General features: G+C 36.2%; 11 protein-coding genes and 1 pseudogene. 9 read left to right on the top strand and 3 right to left on the bottom strand.

Annotation, left to right across the window (positions count from 1 at the left end; genetic code table 11):
- The first annotated feature begins 9 nt into the window (after positions 1 to 9).
- On the top strand, positions 10 to 1917 hold the full coding sequence (locus ACZ098_RS12630; RefSeq protein WP_487312113.1) for an ABC-F family ATP-binding cassette domain-containing protein: 1908 nt from the start codon (positions 10 to 12) through the stop codon (positions 1915 to 1917).
- A 155-nt stretch (positions 1918 to 2072) separates the two neighbouring features.
- Here ACZ098_RS12630 and ACZ098_RS12625 read toward each other — a convergent pair whose 3' ends face one another.
- Complete coding sequence (locus ACZ098_RS12625; RefSeq protein WP_487312337.1) at positions 2073 to 3041, bottom strand: App1 family protein phosphatidate phosphatase; 969 nt, start codon at positions 3039 to 3041, stop codon at positions 2073 to 2075.
- 60 nt (positions 3042 to 3101) lie between these two features.
- On the opposite strand from ACZ098_RS12625, the gene ACZ098_RS12620 reads away from it, so the two are divergent.
- Positions 3102 to 3977 carry a diacylglycerol/lipid kinase family protein gene (locus ACZ098_RS12620; protein WP_487312112.1) on the top strand — a complete coding sequence of 292 codons (876 nt, stop codon included), beginning with the start codon at positions 3102 to 3104 and terminating at the stop codon, positions 3975 to 3977.
- Between the two features lie 6 nt (positions 3978 to 3983).
- Entirely contained in the window at positions 3984 to 4376 is a 393-nt protein-coding gene (locus ACZ098_RS12615; protein ID WP_487312111.1) for a DUF4345 domain-containing protein, read from the top strand.
- Here the strand turns inward: ACZ098_RS12615 and ACZ098_RS12610 are convergent.
- The gene (locus ACZ098_RS12610) at positions 4369 to 5517 is read right to left on the bottom strand and encodes an 8-amino-7-oxononanoate synthase (protein ID WP_487312110.1); all 1149 of its coding nucleotides are present in this window, start codon (positions 5515 to 5517) and stop codon (positions 4369 to 4371) included. The two genes, ACZ098_RS12615 and ACZ098_RS12610, sit on opposite strands and share 8 nt — an antisense overlap.
- 224 nt (positions 5518 to 5741) lie before the next feature.
- Positions 5742 to 6224, bottom strand: coding sequence for a DUF1761 domain-containing protein (locus ACZ098_RS12605; RefSeq protein WP_487312109.1), 483 nt, complete (start codon positions 6222 to 6224; stop codon positions 5742 to 5744).
- A 199-nt stretch (positions 6225 to 6423) separates the two neighbouring features.
- Between ACZ098_RS12605 and ACZ098_RS12600 the strand changes: the two genes are divergently transcribed.
- From ACZ098_RS12600 to ACZ098_RS12575, 6 genes and pseudogenes are all read left to right on the top strand, one after another.
- The gene (locus ACZ098_RS12600; protein WP_487312108.1) at positions 6424 to 7611 is read left to right on the top strand and encodes a sensor histidine kinase; all 1188 of its coding nucleotides are present in this window, start codon (positions 6424 to 6426) and stop codon (positions 7609 to 7611) included.
- Between the two features lie 116 nt (positions 7612 to 7727).
- A complete protein-coding gene (locus tag ACZ098_RS12595; protein WP_487312107.1) occupies positions 7728 to 8582 on the top strand; it encodes a leucine-rich repeat domain-containing protein in 855 nt (284 codons plus the stop codon).
- 224 nt (positions 8583 to 8806) lie between these two features.
- Complete coding sequence (locus tag ACZ098_RS12590; protein WP_487312106.1) at positions 8807 to 10273, top strand: DUF11 domain-containing protein; 1467 nt, start codon at positions 8807 to 8809, stop codon at positions 10271 to 10273.
- A 10-nt stretch (positions 10274 to 10283) separates the two neighbouring features.
- Complete coding sequence (locus ACZ098_RS12585) at positions 10284 to 22403, top strand: T9SS type B sorting domain-containing protein (RefSeq protein WP_487312105.1); 12120 nt, start codon at positions 10284 to 10286, stop codon at positions 22401 to 22403.
- A 52-nt stretch (positions 22404 to 22455) separates the two neighbouring features.
- The gene (locus tag ACZ098_RS12580) at positions 22456 to 23367 is read left to right on the top strand and encodes a PorP/SprF family type IX secretion system membrane protein (protein ID WP_487312104.1); all 912 of its coding nucleotides are present in this window, start codon (positions 22456 to 22458) and stop codon (positions 23365 to 23367) included.
- A 13-nt stretch (positions 23368 to 23380) separates the two neighbouring features.
- Positions 23381 to 24315, top strand: a pseudogene (locus ACZ098_RS12575) (OmpA family protein); the annotation flags it as partial.

The following is a 24315-nucleotide window of genomic DNA, read 5'->3' as shown; positions in this document are numbered from 1 at the left end:
TCTATTTTAATGTTAAATATTCACAATTTATCGGTTTCTTTTGGTGGTTCTTATCTTTTTGAAGAAGTAACTTTTCGCCTTGGTTCAGGCGATAGAGTAGGACTTGTCGGAAAAAATGGCGCAGGAAAATCGACAATGCTCAAAATTCTTGCAGGCGATTTCAAACCTGATTCTGGTCAAATTGCTACCGAAAAAGAAGTTCGAATGGGTTTTCTTCGTCAAGATATTGATTTTGAACAAGGTAGAACCGTTCTTGAAGAGGCTTATGAAGCTTTTACAGAAATTAAAATTGTAGAAAAAAAATTAGAACAAATAAACCACCAATTAGTAACAAGAACCGATTATGAAAGTGAAGAATATTCACAAATAATTGAAGACTTATCCGATTATACACACCGCTTTGAATTACTTGGAGGATATAATTATGTTGGAGATACGGAAAAAATCTTGCTGGGTTTAGGTTTTAAAAGAGAAGATTTTAATAACCAAACCGAAACTTTTTCTGGAGGTTGGAGAATGCGTATTGAATTGGCGAAACTACTTTTACAATCCAACGATATTTTGCTTCTGGATGAGCCAACCAATCACTTGGATATCGAAAGTATCATTTGGTTGGAAAGTTTTTTAAGAAATTTTCCTGGAGTTGTAGTTATCGTTTCGCACGATAAAATGTTTTTAGATAATGTAACCAACCGAACTATTGAAATTTCACTTGGAAAAGCTTACGATTTCAATAAACCGTATTCTGAATATCTTGAATTGCGTCATGAAATTCGTGAAAAGCAATTGGCTACTCAAAAAAATCAAGCCAAGAAAATTGAGGAAACCGAAAAACTAATCGAGAAATTCCGTGCCAAAGCGTCGAAAGCATCAATGGCGCAATCGTTGATTAAAAAATTAGATAAAGTGGAACGAATTGAAGTCGATGAAGATGATAATTCAGTCATGAACATTTCATTTCCAGTTTCTAAAGTACCAGGAAAAGTTGTGGTCGAAGCCGATCACGTTACCAAATCTTACGGTGATAAAACCATTCTTAAAGATATTTCACTTTTGGTAGAACGAGGAAGTAAAATAGCATTTGTTGGTCAGAATGGTCAAGGAAAATCTACTTTTATCAAAGCAATCGTAAACGAATTCGAATACCAAGGCGAAATCAAATTAGGTCATAACGTTCAAGTGGGTTATTTCGCTCAAAATCAAGCTGAGTATCTTGACGGCGAAATCACACTTCTACAAACCATGGAAAATGCTGCCACAGATACCAATAGAAGTAAAGTTCGTGACATGTTGGGTTCGTTTTTATTTCGTGGAGACGATGTCGATAAAAAAGTCAAGGTACTTTCTGGAGGCGAACGTAACCGTTTGGCTTTGTGTAAGTTGTTGCTGCAGCCAATCAATGTATTGGTGATGGATGAGCCAACAAATCACTTGGATATTAAATCTAAAAACGTACTAAAAGCGGCACTTCAAAAGTATGAAGGTACGTTGCTTTTAGTATCACACGATAGAGATTTCTTACAAGGAATGTCCAACTTAGTATACGAATTTAAAGATCAAAAAATCAAAGAATACCTTGGCGACATCAACTTTTTCTTGGAACAACGCAATCTAGAAAATATGCGCGAAGTCGAGAAAAAAGACGTGGCAAAGAAAGAAGCGCCTGTTAGTAATTCCAAAGTTTCGTACGAAGATCAAAAGAAAAGTAAATCGCTTCAAAATCGATTAAGCAAAATAGAAAGTCAGATAAAACAACTCGAAATTGATATTCAAAAGGACGATAAAGAACTGGCTTCGAACTACGATAAGCACTTGGAAAACGCTAATTTTTTCACAGCCTACAACAAGAAAAAAACCGATTTAGACAAACTTCTTTCTGAATGGGAAATCGTTCAAGAAGAAATCGATAATTTATAATTTTTGGAGCTATTTCCAGCTTTTCATTTCAATCTTGCTTTGTAAAAACTTTTTTAGCAAGGCTTTGCAGGAACTTCCGTTGGTCGTTCTGCAAAACCAGCAAAAAATAGTTTTTACAAACCAAGGATTTCCACTGCACTCTGGGCTAGAACTGCCTACAAAATCAAGCCTATTTTTTTAGAATGGGCAATTGCTTCCGAACTGTTTTTGAAGTAACACACTTCCACATTCAAAGTTGCAATATTTTTTAAAGCCATTTCGGCTTTATTTTTTTTGGAACTTCCAGTTTGTCTTATGTAAACTGCTTTTACATTTACAGGAAATATTTTGCAAATGTTTTCATATAAGTAAGGATCGTGCTGCGAATCATCGCCTAAAAGCGTGTATTGTAAATTGGGGTAAAACTCTAAGATGTGTTTTATCTTTTCAAACTTATGGTTGTGATCGCCACGACCAGTAATAAATAAATCGGTCAAGCTGGTTTTAATATCTTTCAACAACAAAACCGCTTTTGGTAATTTGTTGATTTCTGTAAACTGAATAATAAATCGGTATAAATTCCATTCGCTACTGGAAACATAGAAGAAGGCATTTTCTTCTGCATTATTTGTTCTTCCAGCCGAACTCAATGCTAAATAATGGGTTACAACATCATCATAAACTTTTCTTGAAAACACATTTTTAAATAGTAAAATGTATAATTTCTTCAACGGATTTCGCGTATGAGAAACCAAAAATGTGTCATCAATATCCGAAATAAATCCAAAATTTCCTTCATGAGGTTTAATATAGCTTGCCGTTTCTTTAATTTCCTCGTCACCATTAAAAATGCTTACACTATATTTTATCCAACCAAAAGCAATACTTTCTTGTAACGGAATGCAAAATTTAAAATAACCATCATCCAAGGTTTTTGTATGAATTTTTTTCCCGTTGTGTTCTAAATATACATCGGCATTCGATTGAGTTGCAACACGAAACATTCTGATAACCGAAGTTGCATTTTTAAAATTCTTCCTTTGAAAATCATAATCTTCTTTAGAAGTGGGTTTAAAAACATGGCCCATTACAATTAATTCTTGCTCGTTGGCATAACCTCGATATAATTTTAGAATAGGTTTCATTAATATTTTATACATTTGAAAGAGATTCACAAATTACAATTTTTTTAGCAATTCCTATTCATGACAGCAACAAAGAAATACATTTTAGTAGTAAACCCAATATCTGGCGATGTTGATAAAAGCGAAATTTTAACCAAAACACTAGCTTTTGCCAAAGAATTTGAGGTCGAAATTATGGTGTATGAAACATCTGGTGAAGGTGACGAAGCTGCAATTCAAAATCTGTATTCCATTCACAAACCTGAACGCATACTGATTGCTGGTGGTGATGGAACTATAAAAATGGTTGGAGAAGCACTTGAAAAGCAAGATGTAATATTTGGTATTTTGCCTGCTGGTTCTGCCAACGGATTGTCTGTTGATTTAAACTTGCCTACGACTATAGAAGAGAATCTTTCGGTTTCATTTCATAATCATTTTATCGAAATGGATATGATATCGATAAATGGAAAGAAAAGTCTTCACCTAAGCGATTTAGGTTTAAATGCCGAGTTGGTTAAGAATTATGAAAACGGTTCTACAAGAGGAAAATTGGGATATGCTTTGCAAGTTATAACTACATTGACGGAATTGGAAGAACCTTTTTCTGCCAAAATAGAAGCAAATAATGAAACTACCGAATGTGTTGCAAGAATGATTGTCATTGCCAACTCTCAAAAATATGGAACAGGAGTTACCATAAATCCTAACGGCGTTATGAACGACGGTAAATTTGAAATTGTAATTCTTAAAAATTTAGATTTACTAGTTTTCGGAAAAATAATTACAGGTAATATTCCGGTGAATTCTGAAGATGTCGAAATCATATCTACCGATAGCGCCATAATTACTACGACTAAACCCGTAAGTTTTCAAATAGACGGTGAATATATTGGCGAAGAAACGCAATTGAATATAAAAATTTTGCCAGCTCAAATGAAAGTTGCCATTCCATAAATCGTAATGAATAGTTTTTTTAAAATTTCCAATTTACATCTATCCCTATCGGCAATCATAGTTATGCCTGTTGGAATTGGTTATGGTTTTTTACCTAATAATTTCCTTGATTTTAATGTTGTTTCAACCGACTTAAAGACGATTTTTAAAGCGGTAATGATGTTGTATTTAGGCTTTTCTTCGTTGTGGATTTTAGGAATTTACAATCAAAATTACTGGAAAATGGCTACCGTTTCTAACTCTATTTTTATGCTAAGTTTGGGTTTTGGACGAATGATGAGTTTGTTTTTTGACGGCGTACCGTCATTGCTATTTGTAATTGGAGTTTTTGGAGAGTTGCTACTTGGCTTTTACAGCTTGTATAGTTTGAAAATGTATAAAACAGCACCTTTTACTTGAAAGGATTGCGCTCTTGCCAAATGGTTTCGGGTTCTAAATAAGGAAATATTTTAGACATATATTTGTTTACATAACTAGTGCTGTGCCTTATGTAACCATACATTTTCTCAGGTTTAGCACCAACCGAACTTTTAATTTCTAAGGCAGTTCTTCCAAAAACAATTTCTTTAAAACCTTTATTTATTGCGTAACCTATCATGTCGTACAACATGTTTAAATACAACATGGTATCACGTTGCACTTTGTCGCTGTATCCTAAAAAGTAAGTGTCTAATGTGGATCCGTTTTTTATCAAGGTATTGAAGCCAACAAGTTGATTGTCTATAAAGTAGCCGTAAAAAAGAAAGTCGTCTTTTAGTTTTTCTTTAAAAATTTTAAAATGATTTTGTTTTAAAAAGAAAGTATTGAAAGGAGCATTTTTTGCAACAAAGTAATACAAATTGTTTATTTCATTTTCGTACAGAATTAAATCTTCTAGATGCATTTTTCGCTTTTCAATTTCAGATGCTTTTTTACGAGCACGCTTGTATTGATCACGATATTTTTTAGATAAAGAATTGATGTAGTCTTCGTTAGAAAGCCAACTTTCCTTTATTTTGAAAATCATATTGGGCTGTGTAGAAAACAAATAATAATCTTGAAAATAAGATTTTTTGAAGATTGAAATTTCAGTGGTATCAAAGTCTTTAAAAGTCGTTATATGAATTTTTTTGCCTACGCTTTTAAAATTTGTTTCTAATTGTGCTACTACAGTTTGTATTGTTTTTATCGCCAATTCGTGATTTATTTTTTCAGAAAATACAACTGCATTTTGCCCAGTTAGCATATTGTTGCCAATGAGTAAGACGTGCGATGCGAATTTTTTGAAAATAAAATTCCGAAATGTTTTTTTTAAACATTTGTCTCGTTCACCAAATGACTCAAGTTGGTTTAAATCTAAGAATTGCGATAATACAATTCCAACTAACTCTGTATTTTCAAATAGTCCTATGAAATTACAAATCATATTTTTGGGAGCCGAGTCTTGTAATATTGCAAGATATTCTTTTCTTAAAAATATATTGTCTTTTGCTAGATCGTTCCAACTATTAGGAAGTGTATCTGTAGCATTGTAAATGGTAAAAGAGTAGGTAGGTTTCAACTATTTTTGAAGATATTTTTCAAAATTACTTAAAATTAGTTAAACTATTTGTTTTACAATTCTTAAATATTCTTTAATTGAAAAATAGAATTACTGCTTTTAAATTGGAATGGTCAAAAAAAAGCAATCTTGTATTTAAAATTTTTGATGATTTCTAAGTAATCAGCCGAAGTATTTTAAGGCATCTGAGTTGAAAAATACAGATGCCTTTTTTAAGTTGCAATTTATTTCATGGCACAAATTATGCCTCCCATTATTGTAAAACACACAATCCAGAATCCGCCATTTATTAAAACATATTTAAAACTGCGTCTTTCATATAATGCATTTGTTCCGATAACTGGTAAAACTAAGAATAATCCAGACATAAATCCGTGTAACGCTCCATGTTGGAACGTTCTGTAGGTTTTTCCAAAAGCTTTGAAATAATTTTCTGCAACACTTGGATCAACATCTTTAATAGCAACAGTTGCAGCATAGGCACCTGTTTGGTGAATAACTAGAAATTGGATTACAAATGAAATTAAAAATGCATAAAATAATGAGGCTACAAATAATAGAACCATGTTAGATTTGTTTATTTTTTCCTCAGTAGTTCCCGATTCTCTCATCCAAATAGTTCCAAAAACTTTTGGATGATACCAAATAAATCCCACAAATAGTGTTGATAACGAAGCTAGCGCTAGAGCTAAAAAATTAATGTTCATGATTTTAAATTTTATTGGTTGATATTCAAATTTAATTATTTTTTTATTGATTACAATGGGTTATCATTTCATTTTCAATATTATATGAGTTTTACCAGTTTTTATGATCCATTTAAACAATTCTAAATAAAAATATATTTTTTTAAATCCACCACTTCTTGTTTTACGTATCTATATGGTATAGTAAACTACTATTGTTATGGATACAACTTACGAAACCAACCGACAAGCTGCTTCATTGAATTATAAAAATTTATTCAAAGTACACAGTGATGATTATAATGATATCTTAAAACTTGTGGCTCAAGTTTGTGAAGTTCCTTGCGCAATGGTTGTTTTTGTTGGCAATGGTGAGAATAGCTCTAAAGCGTATTACGATAATGATTTTGTTTCCCAATCTAATATTCACTCCTTTTGTATTAATACAATTAACTCTGAAGAGGAAATAACTATTGTTAGTGATTGTTCCCAAAACGACATTTATTTAAATAATCCGAATGTTAAAAGTGGTATTCTAAACTTTTATGCTGGTTACACATTGGTTAATTATCAAGGATTTAAAATAGGTACCTTGTGCATTACTGATGTAGTTGCTAGAGAAATAAATGCAAAACAAATCGAGACTTTAAAAATTTTAGGTAAACAATTAATGGTTTTGCTGGAACATGAATATCAGAATAATGTATTGAATAACTTAAAAAAGAATCTGGAGCTTCAAAACGAGTATCTTGAAAAATTTGCTTGTATGGTTTCTCACGATTTAAAATCGCCACTTGCTAATATTATGTCTTTAACTGGCTTAATTGAAGAAGATAATAGTGGTAAATTTTCATCAGATTCTGAGTTGTATATTCAATATTTGCATTCTTCTGCAAATTCTTTAAAAAATTACATTGATGGTGTTTTAGGATTTTATAAAAGTATAAATCTTGTTGAAGATAATTTTGAATCTGTAAATTTAGAAGCTTTAATTTTAGAGGTTAAGAATATTTTATCGGTTGATTCATCGGTACAAATCGAAACCGATTTTGAAAGTAATTTAGTTTTTTCAAACAAGTCGGTTCTTCAGCAAATCATTCTGAATTTAGTTTCGAATGCAATCCGATACAATTCGAGAGAACAAGTAAATATTAAAATTATTTATTATCAAGATATTAAATACCATCATTTTGAGGTTATTGATAATGGTATAGGTATTGCAAAAGAGCATTATAATAAAATTTTTGAAATCTTTCAAACATTAGGAGAAAGTGACAGAAATAATCAAGTTGGTAGTGGAATTGGATTGTCTACGGTAAAAAAAGTAGTCGAAAGTTTAGGAGGTTCAATTTCAGTACATTCCGTAGTTGGAGAAGGAAGTAAATTTAACTTTTCAATTTTAAAATAAATATGTAAGAAAATACATTTAAAAAAGATAAAAAATAAAGAATTAGTGTATTTCATCGATAAAATTTGCATTTCAACGTTATATTTACGTAAATTTGCATCTCAAATATGAATGACATGAAATCAAAAATTACTTTATTATTCTTCATTATTTTTCCGGTTTTAATGAATGCAGAAATTTCTACAATAGAAAAAGAAGCGCTAATAAAATTTAATCAATCAACAAATGGAGATTCTTGGTTAATTAAATGGGATTTAAACAAATCACCATTTACATGGTTTGGAGTGCAAATTGAAAATGATAAAGTTGTGTCAATTTCTTTACCAGATAATAAGTTGTCTGGTTTTATACCAACAGATATCTCAAAATTACTAGATCTTAAAGAATTAAATTTATTTAAAAATTCCATTTCTGGCACTATTCCTGAAAGCATTGGAGATTTAAAAAAATTAAGAACTATAAATTTAAGTTTCAATCATTTAACAGGTAGTATTCCAGTATCAATTGGTAGTTTAAATTCTTTAGTTAGCATAGAGCTATTTATGAATTCATTATCTGGAGTAATTCCGGCTTCTATTGGAGAGCTTCGTAATTTGGAAGTGCTTTCTCTTTACAATAATCAAATAGCAGGAACTATTCCGATGGCTTTGTATGATTTAAAAATGCTTAAAATCTTGCAGTTAAATAGCAATCAATTAACTGGAAGTTTAGACGCTTCGATAGCAAATTTGACGTCTTTAGAAAATTTAAGTTTGTTTGATAATAAGCTAAATGGTCAAGTTCCATTTGATTTAGAAAAGCTTTCTAATTTGAAAGAAATGAATATTTCATACAATGGATTTAATGGTGTTGTATCTAAAAATCTTTTTCAAAAGGATATTTTAAATATGACAATGATTAATGAATATGGTATTGCATCTACATTAAAAATTTATTCAGATAGAGATAAAGCTATTGTTTCTGAAGAATAGAATATATTCAAAAGAAGATATTTTTATATTCTTTATTTAGAAATATAAACTTTTTATTTTCAGTATTTTCACTATTTACATTTCTTTTATTTGTTTAATTAAATTATCTGTATAAATTTGCGAAAAATTTTATGGGTTTTATATCCATGCAATTTTATAAAATCTGTTAACCCAGATTAGATGATTAAACTATTTCCCTACAATACGTTAATTATTTACTTTTCATGAACAACATTACACTTTCAAATTTTTTTGAAAACATTTTTTGTATTAAAATATTTTCAGAAAAAATTAAAAAACCACTTTTTTTAGTAGCTAGTCTATTTTTTTTATGTACCAATTCATTTGCTCAAAGAGCTTGTAACAATTCCGCAATTACTGCTCCAACTTTAAATTTTGCTAATCCAGTTTATGTTTCTGGTAGTAATAATGGTGTAGCCGATGTGGGTGATGTTTATCGTTTCCCAGCTGTTTTTACAGGTGTTGATGCTTTAATAACTATTAACAGTGCTACTGGTGGTGCCACACTTCCTATACTCGATGGACCAGCACCTAATGAAGGTGTTGATGGATATAATGCAGCATTTCAGCCGTCTTTACGGACTAATGGTGGTAATCCAACCTCAATAACTTTTACTTTTAATTTTGTTTTAGCTGGTGGAACTTTAGCCAACCCTGTAAGTTTAAATTTTTACGCATCAGCTTTAGACGTTGATGGTAATGGCGCTAATTTGCTAGAATATGATCAGTTAACTTTACCTGATGCTTATTTTAGAAATACTCCTACTAACATCACATTTACAACAACTGCAACTACCATACGAGGAACTGCAACTACTACAGCGGCTCAACCTGGAACAAGTGTGACTCCAGGAAATGCGTTTACTAATTATTATGAAAACAGATCTAGTTTTGTTTACACAATAGGTACATCTGGAGCATCTGCTTCAATAGATAGATTAAAATCGCTGTATTTTCAGAATATTACCTACACCAATCAAGTTACGACTGTTATAACAAATCCGCTTATATGTGGAAATGTTGTTTTACAAGGTGGCGGACCAATTGTTGGTTCTACAATAAATCTTAACGGACCAAGTAATCAAAGTACAACCACTGATGCATCTGGAAATTATTCTTTTTCAGTTCCAGTTGGTAGTTTAGGTACATACACAATTTCGCAAACTAACTTAGCTGGATATTCTAGTGTTTCAGATGTTGACGGTGCGAACGATGATATAATTGGTAATAACGTTTTTGGATTTCAATCTATCATCGGAAGAAATTTTGTTGACGCATCGGCCAATTTACGTATTACTAAAACAGTTAATAATAATGCTCCTAACTACGGTAATAATGTGACTTTCACATTAACTGTTTTTAATGATGGACCAGGATCGGCTACATCGGTTATTGTAAATGACTTATTGCCAAATGCTTACACTTACGTAAGTGATAATGGTGGTGGTTCTTATAACAGTTCAACTGGTATTTGGACTATTGGTACGTTAGCAAATTCGGCTTCTGTTTCACTTCAAATAGTTGCTACCGTTTTAGGCTCAGGAAACTACACAAATACTGCAACAGCCTCTAGTAATGTCGCAGATGCAGATTCTGGTAACAATACCTCTTTTGTTACTGTCTCGCCCAATTGTAACGCTACAATAGCGCCTTCATTAAATAAAAATTAAAATTAGAAATATGAAAAATTTTACCCATTCTCGTAGCAACGCTTCGAACATATTTTCTGTTTTAATTAATAAAGTTGCAAACAATAAAAAAATGAATTTCAACGGTCGAAATACTTTACATTCAAAACCATTACATAAATCAGTTTTAAACTTAATAGTTGTACTATTTATGTTTTTTAGTGTTAGTGTAAATTCGCAATCATTTGTATTTAATTTAACAGGACAAAATTTTACATTTCTAAATACTAATAAGACGATTATTACTGGAGGAAATACTGTAGGTTCGGTTCATCGATATGATAATGTTGCAACTGTTGCAGGGAGAATAATCTATGCTAGGGTTACAATATTAGCTGCAACAAATGCAACTGTTGTAACTTTTGACGAAGATGCTGCTCCTGGTACTCCAGCCGCTTTTCAACCAGTAATATCCTCAACAGCGGCAAATGGTGTGGCAGGTTTTATATCCTATCGATTAGAATTTTTTGATACCGCTACTAATATTCCAGCTTATTTGAATAATTTTAATTTGAGTGGATTAGATATAGATGGTAACAGTACGAATCAGCGAGAATTATATCAAATTAGAGATTTTACTAGTTATCAAGTTAATAATCCAACAGGTTTAACTATTTCCCCAGCAGCAACTTTTACTCAGTTTCTGGGAATTGCATCAAGTTTGGGAGGTATTACATTTGATAATTCAGCTGCTTTTATTTCATTTTACGGAAACTCTAAAACTTCAGTCGATGTAAATTTAGGTTCGACAGGAACTCAAGCAAATAGACAATTCTCTATGGTTTTGGGTACTGTTCCAGGAACTTTCACTACACCACAGACAACCAACAATGCAACTGCGTTGACGCAAACAGATTTGCAAATAACAAAAGTAGCAAACACAATGTCTCCAGTTAGAGGAGGAGCAATATCTTTTACACTTACTGCTACTAACGCAGGAACAAGTAATGCTACAAATGTTCAAGTTGCTGACTTGTTGCCAAATGGTTATACTTTTACTAATGCAACTCCATCTGTAGGGATTTACAATAATACTTCGGGTTTTTGGAACATTGGTACGTTAAATAGTGGTGCTACTGCAACCCTAACAATAAATGCAACGGTTAATGAAACTGGAACGTATGCAAATTCTGCTGGAATTACCGGAAATGAAATAGATCCAAATACTGCTAATAATGGGAGTACTATAACACCCGTACCTGTTAGTCAAGCTAATTTAGGAATTACAAAAACTATTAACAATCCTAATCCAGCTATCGGTTCGACAGTTCAGTTTACTTTAGTTGCAACAAATGCTGGTTTAAGTAATGCTACAGGAGTTGTAGTAAATGATTTACTACCTTCGGGCTACACATTTGTTTCTGCTTCTACAGTTACAGGTGGTTACAATAACACAACAGGTGTTTGGACTATTGGAAATTTTGCAAATGGAGCAAATGCAACGTTAACAATAAACGCAATTGTAAGAGCTAGCGGTAATTATACAAACAATGCAACTATTTCTGGTACTCAAATAGATACCAATTCAAATAATAACAGTTCTTCTGTTACAATTCCTATTACACTCACCAATACTTGTCCAACAAGTACAGTGAATTTAAACACCGCTATTACAATTACCAATTCTCAAAGTGGAACTACTTTGACTTGGCATACTGGTACACCAGCAACAAATGCTAATCAAATTTCAAATTTAACTGCAGTGTCTGCTGGAACTTATTATGCAGCTTTTTATGATTCAATAGGAAATTGTTATGGACCAGTGAGCGGAATCGTTAATGTTGTTACAACAAATTGTATAGATGCAGTAAACGACGGACCAACCACAGTTGCAACGGCTGCAACACCAACCACAGTTCAAAACGTAACAGCAAACGATACGTTAAATGGAGTTGTTGTGACAGCTGCTAACACCGATGTTACACCAATCACAACGGGACCATTAAGTGTAGATGCTAACGGTGTTTTAACTCTAGCACCAAATACACCAAGTGGAACCTACACTATCACTTATCAATTATGTGAAGTAGGAGCAAATCCAGCCAATTGCGATACAGCAATAGCTACAGTAGTAGTTGCCAATCCAATTGACGCAGTAAACGACGGACCAGTAACCGTTGCTTCAACGAATGCAGTTGTAACAGCAGTTAATGCTTTAACAAATGATACTTTAGCAGGAATCGCTGCAACCACAACCAATACTAATGTGACTCCATTAACAAGTGGACCATTAAGCATTGATGCAAATGGAATTGTAACAGTAGCCGCGAACACACCATCAGGAACTTATACCATCACGTACCAATTATGTGAGGCTAATCCGTCAACAGGATTAAACGTAACTCCAGCCAATTGCGATACAGCAGTAGCGACAGTTGTAGTTGCCAATCCAATTGATGCAGTAAACGACGGACCAGTAACCGTTGCATCAACAAATGCAGTTGTAACAGCAGTTAATGCTTTAACAAATGATACTTTAGCAGGAATCGCTGCAACCACAACCAATACTAATGTGACTCCATTAACAAGTGGACCATTAAGTATTGATGCAAATGGAATTGTAACAGTAGCCGCTAACACGCCATCAGGAACATATACCATCACGTACCAATTATGTGAGGCTAATCCATCAACAGGATTAAACGTAACACCAGCCAATTGCGATACAGCAATAGCTACAGTTGTAGTTGCCAACCCAATTGACGCAGTAAATGACGGACCAGTAACCGTTGCATCAACAAATGCAGTTGTAACAGCCGTTAATGCTTTAACAAATGATACTTTAGCAGGAATCGCTGCAACCACAACCAATACTAATGTGACTCCATTAACAACTGGACCATTAAGCATTGATGCAAATGGAATTGTAACAGTAGCCGCTAACACACCATCAGGAACATATACCATCACGTACCAATTATGTGAAGCTAATCCATCAACAGGATTAAACGTATCACCAGCCAATTGCGATACAGCAGTAGCTACAGTAGTAGTTGCCAATCCAATTGACGCAGTAAACGACGGACCAGTAACCGTTGCATCAACAAATGCAGTTGTAACAGCAGTTAATGCTTTAACAAATGATACTTTAGCAGGAATCGCTGCAACCACAACCAATACTAATGTGACTCCATTAACAAGTGGACCATTAAGCATTGATGCAAATGGAATTGTAACAGTAGCCGCTAACACGCCATCAGGAACTTATACCATCACGTACCAATTATGTGAGGCTAATCCATCAACAGGATTAAACGTAACACCAGCCAATTGTGATACAGCAGTAGCGACAGTAGTAGTTGCCAATCCAATTGTAGCTAACGACGATACAATTCCATCAACAGGAGGAAACGTAACAGCCAACGATACGTTAAACGGAGTAGCAGTAACACCAGCGAATACCGATGTAACAACAGTAACTAACGGACCATTAAGTGTAGACGCCAACGGAAATTTAACTGTAGCACCAAACACACCAAGTGGAACATACACCGTTACTTACCAATTATGTGAAGTAGGAGCAAATCCAGCGAATTGTGATACAGCAGTAGCTACGGTAGTAGTTGCCAATCCAATTGTAGCCAATGACGATACGATTCCATCAACAGGAGGAAACGTAACAGCCAACGATACGTTAAACGGAGTAGCAGTAACACCAGCTAATACCGATGTAACACCAGTAACTAACGGACCATTAAGTGTAGATGCCAACGGAAATTTAACCGTAGCACCAAACACACCAAGTGGAACATACACCGTTACGTACCAATTATGTGAAGTAGGAGCTACACCAGCCAATTGCGATACAGCAATAGCTACAGTAGTAGTTACAAATATAATTGATGCAGTAAACGATCCAAGTTATAATGTACCAGCTGCTACAGTAGTTACTACAGTAGGAGATGTAACATTAAACGATACATTAAACGGAATTGCAGTAACACCAGCTAATACTGATGTAACACCAATCACAACAGGACCATTAAGTATAGACGCCAACGGAATATTAACTCTAGCAGCTAACACACCAAGTGGAACATACACCGTTACGTACCAATTATGTGAAGTAGGAGCAAATCCAGCCAATTGTGATACAGCAATAGCTACAGTAGTAGTTGGAGGAACAATCTTTGCCAATGATGATACGATTCCATCAATAGGAGGGAACGTAACAGCCAACGATACGTTAAACGGAGTAGCAGTAACACCAGCTAACACTGATGTAACACCAGTAACTAACGGACCATTAAGTGTAGATGCCAACGGAAATTTAACCGTAGCACCAAACACACCATCAGGAACATACACCGTTACGTACCAATTATGTGAAGTAGGAGCAAATCCAGCGAATTGTGATACAGCAGTAGCGACAGTAGTAGTTACAAATATAATTGATGCAGTAAACGATCCAAGTTATAATGTACCAGCTGCTACAGTAGTTACTACAGTAGGAGATGTAACATTAAACGATACATTAAACGGAATTGCAGTAACACTTGCTAACACCGATGTAACACCAATTACAACAGGACCATTAAGTATAGACGCAAACGGAATATTAACTCTAGCAGCTAACACACCAAGTGGAACTTACACCATCACATACCAATTGTGTGAAGTAGGAGCTACACCAGCGAATTGCGATACAGCAGTAGCTACGGTAGTAGTTGCCAATCCAATTGTAGCTAACGACGATACGATTCCATCAACAGGAGGAAACGTAACAGCAAACGATACGTTAAACGGAGTAGCAGTAACACCAGCTAATACCGATGTAACACCAGTAACAAACGGACCATTAAGTGTAGATGCCAACGGAAATTTAACCGTAGCACCAAACACACCATCAGGAACGTACACCGTTACGTACCAATTATGTGAAGTAGGAGCAAATCCAGCGAATTGCGATACAGCAGTAGCGACAGTAGTGGTTGCCAATCCAATTGTAGCCAATGATGATACGATTCCATCAACAGGAGGAAACGTAACAGCCAACGATACGTTAAACGGAGTAGCAGTAACACCAGCGAACACTGATGTAACACCAATTACAACAGGACCATTAAGTGTAGATGCCAACGGAAATTTAACCGTAGCACCAAACACACCAAGTGGAACATATACAGTTACTTACCAATTATGTGAAGTAGGAGCAAATCCAGCCAATTGTGATACAGCAGTAGCTACAGTAGTAGTTACCAATCCAATTGTAGCTAATGATGATACGATTCCATCAACAGGAGGAAACGTAACAGCCAACGATACGTTAAACGGAGTTGCAGTAACACCAGCGAACACCGATGTAACACCAGTAACAAACGGACCATTAAGTGTAGACGCCAACGGAAATTTAACTGTAGCACCAAACACACCATCAGGAACTTACACCGTTACTTACCAATTGTGTGAAGTAGGAGCAAATCCAGCCAATTGCGATACAGCAATAGCTACAGTAGTAGTTACAAATATAATTGATGCAGTAAACGATCCAAGTTATAATGTACCAGCTGCTACAGTAGTTACTACAGTAGGAGATGTAACATTAAACGATACATTAAACGGAATTGCAGTAACACCAGCTAACACCGATGTAACACCAATTACAACAGGACCATTAAGTATAGATGCAAACGGAATATTAACTCTAGCAGCTAACACACCAAGTGGAACTTACACCATCACATACCAATTGTGTGAAGTAGGAGCTACACCAGCGAATTGCGATACAGCAATAGCTACAGTAGTAGTTGGAGGAACAATCTTTGCCAATGACGATACGATTCCATCAACAGGAGGAAATGTAACAGCCAACGATACGTTAAACGGAGTTGCAGTAACACCAGCGAACACTGATGTAACACCAATTACAACAGGACCATTAACTGTAGACGCCAACGGAAATTTAACCGTAGCACCAAACACACCAAGTGGAACATACACCATCACATACCAATTATGTGAAGTAGGAGCTACACCAGCGAATTGCGATACAGCAGTAGCGACAGTAGTAGTTACAAATTCAATTGTAGCTAACGACGATACGATTCCATCAACAGGAGGAAACGTAACAGCCAACGATACGTTAAACGGAGTAGCAGTAACACCAGCGAACACGGATGTAACACCAGTAACTAACGGACCATTAAGTATAGACGCAAACGGAAATTTAACCGTAGCGCCAAACACACCATCAGGAACATACACCGTTACTTACCAATTGTGTGAAGTAGGAGCAAATCCAGCGAATTGCGATACAGCAACCGCTACAGTTGTAGTTACAAATATAATTGATGCAGTAAACGATCCAAGTTATAATGTACCAGCTGCTACAGTAGTTACTACAGTAGGAGATGTAACATTAAACGATACATTAAACGGAATTGCAGTAACACTTGCTAACACCGATGTAACACCAATTACAACAGGACCATTAAGTATAGATGCAAACGGAATATTAACTCTAGCAGCTAACACACCATCAGGAACTTACACCATCACATACCAATTGTGTGAAGTAGGAGCTACACCAGCGAATTGCGATACAGCAGTAGCTACAGTAGTAGTTGGAGGAACAATCTTTGCCAATGACGATACGATTCCATCAACAGGAGGAAACGTGACAGCCAACGATACGTTAAACGGAGTAGCAGTAACACCAGCGAACACTGATGTAACACCAATTACAACAGGACCATTAACTGTAGACGCCAACGGAAATTTAACCGTAGCACCAAACACACCAAGTGGAACATATACAGTTACTTACCAATTATGTGAAGTAGGAGCAAATCCAGCGAATTGTGATACAGCAGTAGCTACAGTAGTAGTTACCAATCCAATTGTAGCTAACGACGATACGATTCCATCAACAGGAGGAAACGTAACAGCCAACGATACGTTAAACGGAGTAGCAGTAACACCAGCGAACACGGATGTAACACCAGTAACTAACGGACCATTAAGTATAGATGCCAACGGAAATTTAACCGTAGCGCCAAACACACCATCAGGAACATACACCGTTACGTACCAATTATGTGAAGTAGGAGCAAATCCAGCGAATTGCGATACAGCAACCGCTACAGTTGTAGTTACAAATATAATTGATGCAGTAAACGATCCAAGTTATAATGTACCAGCTGCTACAGTAGTTACTACAGTAGGAGATGTAACATTAAACGATACATTAAACGGAATTGCAGTAACACTTGCTAACACCGATGTAACACCAATTACAACAGGACCATTAAGTATAGATGCAAACGGAATATTAACTCTAGCAGCTAACACACCATCAGGAACTTACACCATCACATACCAATTGTGTGAAGTAGGAGCTACACCAGCGAATTGCGATACAGCAGTAGCTACAGTAGTAGTTGGAGGAACAATCTTTGCCAATGACGATACGATTCCATCAACAGGAGGAAATGTAACATTAAACGATACGTTAAACGGAGTAGCAGTAACACCAGCGAACACCGATGTAACACCAGTAACTAACGGACCATTAAGTGTAGACGCCAACGGAAATTTAACCGTAGCACCAAACACACCAAGTGGAACATACACCATCACATACCAATTATGTGAAGTAGGAGCTACACCAGCGAATTGCGATACAGCAGTAGCGACAGTAGTAGTTGCCAATCCAATTGTAGCTAACGACGATACGATTCCATCAACAGGAGGAAACGTAACAGCCAACGATACGTTAAACGGAGTAGCAGTAACACCAGCGAACACTGATGTAACACCAGTAACAAACGGACCATTAAGTATAGACGCAAACGGAAATTTAACCGTAGCACCAAATACACCAAGTGGAACATACACCATCACATACCAATTATGTGAAGTAGGAGCTACACCAGCTAATTGCGATACAGCAGTAGCGACAGTAGTAGTTACAAATTCAATTGTAGCTAACGACGATACGATTCCATCAACAGGAGGAAACGTAACAGCCAACGATACGTTAAACGGAGTAGCAGTAACACCAGCGAACACGGATGTAACACCAGTAACTAACGGACCATTAAGTATAGACGCAAACGGAAATTTAACCGTAGCGCCAAACACACCATCAGGAACATACACCGTTACGTACCAATTATGTGAAGTAGGAGCAAATCCAGCGAATTGCGATACAGCAGTAGCGACAGTAGTGGTTGCCAATCCAATTGTAGCCAATGATGATACGATTCCATCAACAGGAGGAAACGTAACAGCCAACGATACGTTAAACGGAGTAGCAGTAACACCAGCGAACACTGATGTAACACCAATTACAACAGGACCATTAAGTGTAGATGCCAACGGAAATTTAACCGTAGCACCAAACACACCAAGTGGAACATACACCGTTACGTACCAATTATGTGAAGTAGGAGCAAATCCAGCGAATTGCGATACAGCAGTAGCTACGGTAGTAGTTGCCAATATAATTGATGCAGTAAACGATCCAAGTTATAATGTACCAGCTGCTACAGTAGTTACTACAGTAGGAGATGTAACATTAAACGATACATTAAACGGGATTGCAGTAACACTTGCTAACACCGATGTAACACCAATTACAACAGGACCATTAAGTATAGACGCAAACGGAATATTAACTCTAGCAGCTAACACACCAAGTGGAACTTACACCGTTACATACCAATTGTGTGAAGTAGGAGCAAATCCAGCGAATTGCGATACAGCAGTAGCTACGGTAGTAGTTGCCAATCCAATTGTAGCCAATGACGATACGATTCCATCAACAGGAGGAAACGTAACAGCCAACGATACGTTAAACGGAGTAGCAGTAACACCAGCGAACACCGATGTAACACCAGTAACAAATGGACCATTAAGTGTGGATGCCAACGGAAATTTAACCGTAGCACCAAACACACCAAGTGGAACATACACCGTTACGTACCAATTATGTGAAGTAGGAGCAAATCCAGCGAATTGCGATACAGCAGTAGCTACGGTAGTAGTTGCCAATATAATTGATGCAGTAAACGATCCAAGTTATAATGTACCAGCTGCTACAGTAGTTACTACAGTAGGAGATGTAACATTAAACGATACATTAAACGGGATTGCAGTAACACTTGCTAACACCGATGTAACACCAATTACAACAGGACCATTAAGTATAGACGCAAACGGAATATTAACTCTAGCAGCTAACACACCAAGTGGAACTTACACCATCACTTACCAATTATGTGAAGTAGGAGCTACACCAGCTAATTGCGATACAGCAATAGCTACAGTAGTAGTTGCCAATCCAATTGTAGCCAATGACGATACAATTCCATCAACAGGAGGAAACGTAACAGCCAACGATACGTTAAACGGAGTAGCAGTAACACCAGCGAACACTGATGTAACACCAATTACAACAGGACCATTAAGTGTAGACGCCAACGGAAATTTAACTGTAGCACCAAACACACCAAGTGGAACATACACCGTTACTTACCAATTGTGTGAAGTAGGAGCAAATCCAGCGAATTGCGATACAGCAGTAGCTACAGTAGTAGTTTCCAATCCAATTGTAGCTAACGACGATACGATTCCATCAACAGGAGGAAACGTAACAGCCAACGATACGTTAAACGGAGTAGCAGTAACACCAGCTAACACTGATGTAACACCAGTAACTAACGGACCATTAAGTGTAGACGCCAACGGAAATTTAACTGTAGCACCAAACACACCATCAGGAACGTACACAGTTACGTATACAATTTGTGAAGTAGGAGCAAATCCAGCGAATTGCGATACAGCAGTAGCTACGGTAGTAGTTGCCAATCCAATTGTAGCCAATGACGATACGATTCCATCAACAGGAGGAAACGTAACAGCCAACGATACGTTAAACGGAGTAGCAGTAACACCAGCTAATACTGATGTAACACCAGTAACTAACGGACCATTAAGTGTAGATGCCAACGGAAATTTAACCGTAGCACCAAACACACCAAGTGGAACATACACCGTTACGTACCAATTATGTGAAGTAGGAGCAAATCCAGCGAATTGCGATACAGCAGTAGCTACTGTAGTAGTTGCCAATCCAATTGTAGCCAATGACGATACGATTCCATCAACAGGAGGAAACGTAACAGCCAACGATACGTTAAACGGAGTAGCAGTAACACCAGCGAACACTGATGTTACACCAGTAACAAACGGACCATTAAGTGTAGACGCCAACGGAAATTTAACTGTAGCGCCAAACACACCAAGTGGAACGTACACCGTTACGTACCAATTGTGTGAAGTAGGAGCTACACCAGCTAATTGCGATACAGCAGTAGCGACAGTAGTAGTTTCCAATCCAATTGTAGCTAACGACGATACGATTCCATCAACAGGAGGAAACGTAACAGCCAACGATACGTTAAACGGAGTAGCAGTAACACCAGCGAACACTGATGTAACACCAATTACAACAGGACCATTAACTGTAGACGCCAACGGAAATTTAACCGTAGCACCAAACACACCAAGTGGAACATACACCATCACATACCAATTATGTGAAGTAGGAGCTACACCAGCGAATTGCGATACAGCAGTAGCGACAGTAGTAGTTGCCAATCCAATTGTAGCTAACGACGACACGATTCCATCAACAGGAGGAAACGTAACAGCCAACGATACGTTAAACGGAGTAGCAGTAACACCAGCGAACACCGATGTAACACCAGTAACAAACGGACCATTAAGTGTAGATGCCAACGGAAATTTAACTGTAGCACCAAACACACCATCAGGAACGTACACCGTTACTTACCAATTATGTGAAGTAGGAGCAAATCCAGCGAATTGCGCAACAGCAACTGCTACAGTTGTAATTTTAAATCCAATTGATGCCGTAAACGATATTAACACAGTTTCAATTAATAGTTACGATGGCGGAATTGCAATCACTTCTGTTTTAAATAATGATACTTTAAATGGTACAACATTTTCAAATGCACAGGTAATTTTGTCTCTAAATAGTGTTTTACCTAATGGAATAAATTTTGATGTGAATACGGGACAAGTTTCGGTTTCACCAAATACTCCTGCAGGAAGCTATTCGTTTACATATAGTATCTGTGAGTTAAATTCGAATCCATTAAATTGTGATACTGCCACGGTTGTCGTCGTTGTTTCTTCACCTGCCATTATAGCTCAAGATGATAATTTATCATCTAATCCTATCAACGGTTTTGAAGGAGGAATTGCAGGTAATATTTTTGATGACAATGGAAATGGTGTAGATACTCTAAATGGTTTACCAGTTTTAGATGCTGAAGTCAATATTTCAATAGTAAATAATGGAGGATTGACAGGATTAATTATTTCTAATGATGGAACAGTTAACGTACCTGCAGGTACTCCTGGAGGAACTTATTTGGTGACTTACGCTATTTGTGAAGTTTTAAATCCGTCAAATTGCGATAACGCTACTATAACTTTAGTTGTAACATCGCCACCAATAACAGCAGTAGATAACGACTACAGCAGTACTCCAATTAACTCAGAAACCGGAGCTGTTTTAGCAATTTCAGGAAACGATTTACTTAATGGTAGTCCTTTTAGTCCAGGTCAAGTTATTTTTACTTTAAATAATGATGGTGGCGTATTTGGAGCTTCTTTAGATAATCAAGGTAATCTTAACATTCCTGCTGGTACAGCTGTTGGAACTTATACATTAACATATACAATTTGTGATGCTAATAACACTAATAATTGCGACACCGCACAAGTTATTATTGTCGTAAGTGATCCATGTGATTTTGATGATGCTCCAAGTTCTTGCGAAGTCATAGTTCATAATTATTTATCACCAAATGGCGATGGAACAAATGAATTTTTTATGTTAGAAGGAATAGAAAGATTTCCAAAAAATTCTGTACAAATTTATAACCGCTGGGGAGTTTTAGTTTATGAGCGAGAAGGATATGACAATGTAACTAAAGTTTTCACAGGTTTTTCTGAAGGAAGAGTTACAGTCAAACAAGATTCTAGTTTACCTAATGGAACCTATTTTTATGTATTAAAATACACAAAGGCAAACAATACAGAGAAAGAGAAGGCCGGATATTTATATATAAATTAATTAAATTAAATTTACCGAACATCATAATGTTCAACTGAAATACAACCGATACATGAGAACAAAGATTATAATATTCGTAATGCTTCTAATAAGTTTAGTGAGTTATTCTCAGCAAGATGCTCAGTACACTCAGTATATGTATAATACTATCAATATCAATCCGGCCTATGCAGGATCACGCGGAGTGATGAGTATTTTTGGCTTACACCGAACGCAATGGGTTGGTTTAGACGGTGCGCCAGTAACCAATGCATTTTCTATCAACTCACCGATAGAGAATAGCAATTTGGGAGTTGGACTATCGTTTGTAAACGATAAAATTGGACCGACTAACGAAAACACAATATCTGCCGATATTTCCTATACTATTAAAACCTCAGAGAGCTACAAACTTTCATTTGGAGTAAAAGGAACAGCCAACTTGTTTAGTTTAGACCGAGATAAGTTGAACCCAGTAGACCAAGGCGATCCATCGTTGCAAAATTTAAACAACTATTTCTCACCCAATGTTGGCGCAGGAGTTTACTTTCATTCCGACAAGTCATATGTAGGATTATCGGTTCCTAATTTCTTAGAAACAAGACGCTATGATGACAATTCGGTAGCAGTGTACAAAGAGCGATTGAATTTGTATTTGATAGGAGGTTATGTTTTCGATTTAAGTCCAAGTTTACAATTCAAGCCAGCATTCTTAGCCAAAGCAGTCGAAGGCGCACCATTGCAAGTCGACGTATCTGGAAACTTTTTAATAAACGAAAAATTTGTTTTAGGAGCAGCATGGAGATGGAGTGCCGCAGCAAGTTTAATGGCCGGATTTCAAGTAAGCGACGGACTCTATATAGGATATGGATATGATTTAGAAACCACTAAACTTGCCAATTACAACTCAGGATCGCACGAAGTATTTCTACGATTTGAATTGTTTAAACGCGCCGAACGAATAGTATCACCAAGATTCTTCTAAAAAAGAAACAATCATGAAAAGAATTATATATCTAGTAGCAATAAGCATCGCCTCGATGAATGTTTATTCACAAAAACTAAAAGTAGCCAAAGCAGACAAAGAATTTGACAAATTTGCCTATGTAGATGCCATAAAAACCTACGAACGCGTGTTTGAAAAAGGCTACAAGTCGGCAGACATGCTTCAAAAATTGGGCGACGCTTACTATTTCAAAGCCGATTTAGAAAGTGCAGCCAAATGGTATACCGAGCTATTTGCAGTAACACAAGATGTAGAACCTGAATATTACTACCGTTATGCTCAATCTTTAAAATCGATAAAAGATTATAAGAAAGCCGACGAAATGCTAGTCAAATTCAATCAAAAAAGCGGTAACGATTTACGCGCAAAACTAGCTTCATCACAAAAAGATTACTTAGCCCAAATCAAAAAAAATTCGGGAAGATATACCGTTGAAGATGCCGGAATCAATTCAGAATTTTCAGATTACGGAAGTACCTTTTACAACAGTAAAGTAATCTTTACATCAGCCAGAGATACCGGAAGCTTGACCAGCAGAAAACACAAGTGGACAGGCGAAAGTTTTACCAATCTCTACGATGCCGAAATAGGTGCCGAAGGAGCCTTGTCAAAAGCAGAACGTTTTGGAAAAAAAATAAACTCCAAATACCACGAGTCTACACCAGCATTTACCCAAGACGGAAAAACTGTTTATTTTACAAGAAACAATTATATTGACGGTAAAAAAGGAAAAGACGCCCAAAAATCAACGCTTCTTAAATTGTACAAAGCAACACTACAAGACGACAATTGGACCGATGTAACCGAACTACCATTCAACAGCGACCAATACAGCGTTGCCCATCCAGCATTATCGGCAGATGATAAAACATTGTATTTTGCCTCAGACATGCCGGGTACATTAGGACAATCAGACCTTTTTAAAGT

This window comes from Flavobacterium sp. SP2 (assembly GCF_057626655.1).
The sequence above is the reverse complement of the archived record's forward strand: the minus strand, read 5'-3'. Positions and strand labels throughout refer to the sequence as shown.

Bases quoted from the DNA above. Each gene is read 5' to 3' on its own strand.
- ACZ098_RS12630 (WP_487312113.1), top strand. From the start codon at position 10: ATGTTAAATATTCACAATTTATCGGTTTCTTTTGGTGGTTCTTATCTT.
- ACZ098_RS12625 (WP_487312337.1), bottom strand. From the start codon at position 3,041: ATGAAACCTATTCTAAAATTATATCGAGGTTATGCCAACGAGCAAGAA.
- ACZ098_RS12620 (WP_487312112.1), top strand. From the start codon at position 3,102: ATGACAGCAACAAAGAAATACATTTTAGTAGTAAACCCAATATCTGGC.
- ACZ098_RS12615 (WP_487312111.1), top strand. From the start codon at position 3,984: ATGAATAGTTTTTTTAAAATTTCCAATTTACATCTATCCCTATCGGCA.
- ACZ098_RS12605 (WP_487312109.1), bottom strand. From the start codon at position 6,224: ATGAACATTAATTTTTTAGCTCTAGCGCTAGCTTCGTTATCAACACTA.
- ACZ098_RS12600 (WP_487312108.1), top strand. From the start codon at position 6,424: ATGGATACAACTTACGAAACCAACCGACAAGCTGCTTCATTGAATTAT.
- ACZ098_RS12595 (WP_487312107.1), top strand. From the start codon at position 7,728: ATGAAATCAAAAATTACTTTATTATTCTTCATTATTTTTCCGGTTTTA.
- ACZ098_RS12590 (WP_487312106.1), top strand. From the start codon at position 8,807: ATGAACAACATTACACTTTCAAATTTTTTTGAAAACATTTTTTGTATT.
- ACZ098_RS12585 (WP_487312105.1), top strand. From the start codon at position 10,284: ATGAAAAATTTTACCCATTCTCGTAGCAACGCTTCGAACATATTTTCT.
- ACZ098_RS12580 (WP_487312104.1), top strand. From the start codon at position 22,456: ATGAGAACAAAGATTATAATATTCGTAATGCTTCTAATAAGTTTAGTG.